Source organism: Acinetobacter sp. UBA5934, from assembly GCF_002430855.1.
Classification (GTDB): domain Bacteria; phylum Pseudomonadota; class Gammaproteobacteria; order Pseudomonadales; family Moraxellaceae; genus Acinetobacter.
This window is the reverse complement of record NZ_DJDC01000056.1, coordinates 394-4,596: the sequence shown is the minus strand read 5'-3', so window position 1 is coordinate 4,596 and position 4,203 is coordinate 394. Positions and strand designations below refer to the sequence as shown.

The window sequence follows — 4,203 nt, the reverse complement described above, 5'->3', positions numbered from 1 at the left end:
TTGCCCAGGATATGGCGTATTTGGCCAAGCTTTGGGAATTTATTCAGCGCAAGCAAAAAAGCATTGCCGTGCCTTCACTGATTTTTGAGGAACTGCCTCTACCACAGCGAATTATTCGTGATTTGGCCAATGCCGATACCTCTAAAATTTCTGTCGATTCACGTGAAATACATGCCAAGTTGCAAGAATTTGTACTTGAGTTTGTGCCGAGTATGCAAGACCGACTGGTTCACTATCCCGGTGAGCGTCCTATTTTTGACTTGTATAATGTCGAAGAAGATATTCAGAAGGCCCTGCAAACACGTGTAGCACTGAAGTCGGGTGGCTATCTGATGATAGACCAGACCGAAGCCATGACCACCATTGATGTGAATACGGGTTCCTATGTCGGTGGCCGGACTTTAGAAGACACCGTATTTAAAACCAATATGGAAGCGACTCAGGTGATTGCCCGTCAGCTGCGCTTACGTAATTTGGGCGGTATTATCATTATTGACTTTATTGACATGCAGGAAGCCCAGCATCGTGAAGAAGTTATGAGCCAGTTTGAACGTATGCTGGAACGTGATCATGCCAAAACCAAAATCACGCAAGTGTCCGAACTGGGTCTGGTGGAAATGACACGCAAACGCACGCGCGAATCTTTAGAGCACTTATTATGTGAATCGTGCCCGACGTGTCAGGGGCGCGGCTATGTGAAAACAGCAGAGACAGTGTGTTACGAAATTTTTCGCGAAATTTTGAGATATGCGCGTGCTTTTGAAAGTAAAAGTGGTTTTACCGTGGTGGCACATCCTTCGGTGATTGACCGATTGTTAACAGCAGAAGCACCGGCAGTGGCGGATTTAGAGCACTTTATCGGGCGTATCATCAAATTTCAGGTAGAAAATCTGTATACGCAAGAGCAATACGATATCATTCTCAGCTGAAATTGTAACAGAATATCGTTAAACACTTGTTACATCTGAAATTTTACTTTTTAAGCTTAATTTTGAATACTAGTCATACACAGTAGCCAAAGCCAAAATCTCCCAGTTTTGGCTTAGCAAAAAAGAGGTATGACATGAGTATGAGCAAAGCAATTATTAAAAAAAGTTTGAATGTTTTAGAAAATAAACCAGCTCACAGTGGTTATATTGTGGATGAGCAGGGCAAAGAAGTTCAAATTACAGCTGCCATGATTCGTTCAGCTTGCCATCAGCTATTAAATCAGTGTCGTGCAATTAAAAATTAATCTCCTGCAAATATAAAATAAAGGGGCTTTTGAAAAGCCCCTTTATTCATTTACTATTCACTTTTTAGGAATGCGGTTAACTCACCGCTCTCAACTTCTTTGGCGGGATATCTTGCCCGACAATATCTTCAAATCGCTGAATTTCATCTTCCAGATGGGTAAGCAGGTTTTGCATCTTCGGTAAGGCGTTGCGACAACCGGTCAACCCGACTTCCAATTTATCTAAATAGCTGGTCATTGTAATATTAAGTGCCTGTCCATCCAGAACAATTGAAGCCGGATAAAGCGCATCCAGTTTCGCACCATTCCAGTAGAGCGGTTCACGTGGCCCGGGTACGTTAGAAATCACGATATTGAACGCTTGGTGTTTAGGCATCATGCCTGACACAATATTTAAGCCGGCTGCACCATATACCAAGGCACTATAGTTCAAAATTTGATTTGAGTTCATGCGTTTAAAACGCTGTTTTGCATTTAACACGCTACGACGAATAATTTTTAGACGTTCTAATGGTGTTTCTTTATCCGTGCCTAAATTGGCCAAAATCATGGTAATCCGGTTAGAAACATCAGAATTATCATCACGCACGGAAGCCGGTACCATCGCAATCAGCGGTTTCTTCGGCAATGCATGTTGACTGAGCAAATATTCACGCAACGCGCCTGAACATATGGCCAAAACCACATCATTAATAGTCACCCCGAGTGCTTTGGCAATCCTGCTTAAGCGACCCAATTCAAAAGATTGTGCAGCAAAACGACGGGAAGAACTCACGCGTTGATTTAAAATACTGCTTGGTGCCTGGAAACTGGAAACATAGTCAGGATTACGTCCCATATCTTTAAAGATTGTCTGGGATAATTCATACATGACTTTTGGTGTTGCTTCGAGTTGCTCTTTTAAAGTCCCCATAATTTTTTTTATGCGACTCGTAGGTGGGGCTTTAATGCGTTTAGCGCGAGGACCTTCAACACACCAGAGTGGCACAATACTTTTTGCATCTGGATCATGCGACAGGGATTTTTCAACCAGACGCATACCGGCAATACCATCCACCATGGCATGGTGGATTTTAAAGTACATGGCAAAGCGGTTGCCCTCAATACCTTCAATAATGTTACAGGTCCACAAAGGTTTGGCACGATCAAGCAGAGCGCTATGTTCTTGGGAAATATAAGTCAGTAATTCACGGATTCGGCCTGGATGAGGCAGCGCAATATGACGAAAATGATGGTCTAAATCGAATTCTTGGTCTTCATCCCAAAATAGACCATTGAGTTTATTATTAAAAGGCGCAACAGGAAGACATTTGGATTTACGAATATCCGCTACAAGATCTTGAATAAATGTATCAGGTGCATTGTCAGGAATTTGAAATAGGAACAGTCCGCCGACGTGCATCGGTTGCTGACGTTTTTCAAGCGACAGAAAAATAAAATCAATTGGGTGTAATGGACGCATAGCGTTGAATGCCTCACTGCAATTTTGTAGCTGTTCTTATATGAACAGGCTTGTTAGAATTATATGAAAACGTCTTTTTAGTATATCTTTTTTCAAAAAGAAATGAACTGCTTTATGTGTAATCATAAGTTAAAAAAAACCACTGAATCACAGTGGTTTTTTTGAAAAAAATATTATTTTAAATTTCCTGCATGCAAACCACATTCTTTATGGGTAGCTTCTTCCCACCACCAGCGACCTTCGCGTTCATGCTGATTCGGCAATACAGGACGGGTGCAGGGTTCACAGCCAATAGAAATAAAACCACGTTCATGCAGCGGATTATAAGGGATTTCCATCATGCGGATATAGTTCCATACATCGGAACTCGACCAGTTTGCCAAGGGATTATACTTAATCAACTGCTTACCTGGACCTGAAAAACCGGCATCTGCCTGGACGACCGGAATTTCATTACGGGTACCCGGGCTTTGATCTTTACGTTGACCAGTAATCCAGCCATCCAATGTCGCCAGCTTTTTACGTAAAGGCTGAACTTTACGGATACCACAACATTCCTGATGACCATCGCGATAGAAGCTAAAGAAACCTTTTTCAGTGACCAGTTTTTGCATCACCTCTGTTTCAGGGAAACAAATTTCGATATCAATATTATAGTGTTTACGGACCTGGTCGATAAATTGATAGGTTTCTGCATGTAAACGACCGGTATCTAGACTGAAGACTCGAAACGGTTTACCTAAATGTGAAGCCATATCAATCAAAACGACATCTTCAGCACCTGAAAATGAAATAGCAATTTCACCTTCCTGACTTAAAGCAAGTTCCAGAATTTCGCTGGGAGATTTATCTGCATATTCAGAGGCAAGGGCATCGACAATGTCAATGGTAGGGATTGTAGTCATGACAGTTCCTGGCTATAGGCTTGGACACTTAAAAAACCTATATTAATTTAATTCGCAACGATTTTAATAGAATTGAAATAATCTGCTTATCACTAAAAAATAAATACTTATGAATAAAATAGATTTAAAAAACAACACCTGAAATGTCGATTTTTAAGCTATGATAACGCAAAATTTTTCACTGACATTGGGAGAACCCATGGAAATCGTATGTCTTGATCTTGAGGGGGTGTTAGTTCCAGAAATTTGGATTAACTTTGCCAAAAAAACTGGAATTAAAGCATTGGAAGCCACTACACGTGATATTCCAGACTACGATGTGTTAATGACGCAGCGCCTGAATATTCTTAAAGAACACGGTTTAGGCTTGAATGATATTCAGGAAGTAATTGCAGATATGGGACCCTTCCCGGGTGCAAAAGAATTTGTAAAATGGGTGAGTACTCATTTTCAATTGATTATTCTTTCCGATACTTTCTATGAGTTTGCTCATCCTTTAATGAAGCAGCTCGATTGGCCAACCATTTTCTGCCACAAGTTAGAAACTGATGAAAATGGCATGATCACCGATTATAAACTTCGCCAGCCGGATCAGAAGCGCC

The 4,203-nt window shown here is 41.1% G+C and carries 5 protein-coding genes; 3 read left to right on the top strand and 2 right to left on the bottom strand.

Features of this window, described 5'->3' with window-relative positions; all coding sequences use genetic code 11:
• Both B2Y23_RS03730 and B2Y23_RS03725 read left to right on the top strand, forming a co-directional pair.
• On the top strand, positions 1 to 929 hold a 929-nt coding region (locus B2Y23_RS03730), incomplete at its 5' end, for a ribonuclease E/G (RefSeq protein ID WP_291369101.1).
• 134 nt (positions 930 to 1,063) lie between these two features.
• Positions 1,064 to 1,234, top strand: coding sequence for a PA1571 family protein (locus B2Y23_RS03725; RefSeq protein ID WP_291357557.1), 171 nt, complete (start codon positions 1,064 to 1,066; stop codon positions 1,232 to 1,234).
• Positions 1,235 to 1,310: 76 nt separating this feature from the next.
• On the opposite strand, the gene B2Y23_RS03720 is transcribed toward B2Y23_RS03725, so the two are convergent.
• Together B2Y23_RS03720 and B2Y23_RS03715 are read right to left on the bottom strand one after the other, a co-directional pair.
• Entirely contained in the window at positions 1,311 to 2,696 is a 1,386-nt protein-coding gene (locus tag B2Y23_RS03720) for a WS/DGAT/MGAT family O-acyltransferase (protein WP_291357559.1), read from the bottom strand.
• A gap of 173 nt (positions 2,697 to 2,869) precedes the next feature.
• Positions 2,870 to 3,601: a phosphoadenylyl-sulfate reductase gene (locus B2Y23_RS03715; RefSeq protein ID WP_291369099.1), complete on the bottom strand. Its 732-nt coding sequence runs from the start codon at positions 3,599 to 3,601 to the stop codon at positions 2,870 to 2,872.
• 199 nt (positions 3,602 to 3,800) lie between these two features.
• Between B2Y23_RS03715 and thrH the strand changes: the two genes are divergently transcribed.
• Positions 3,801 to 4,203, top strand: a 403-nt coding sequence (gene thrH / locus B2Y23_RS03710) for a bifunctional phosphoserine phosphatase/homoserine phosphotransferase ThrH (RefSeq protein WP_291369097.1), incomplete at its 3' end; no start/stop codon positions are given.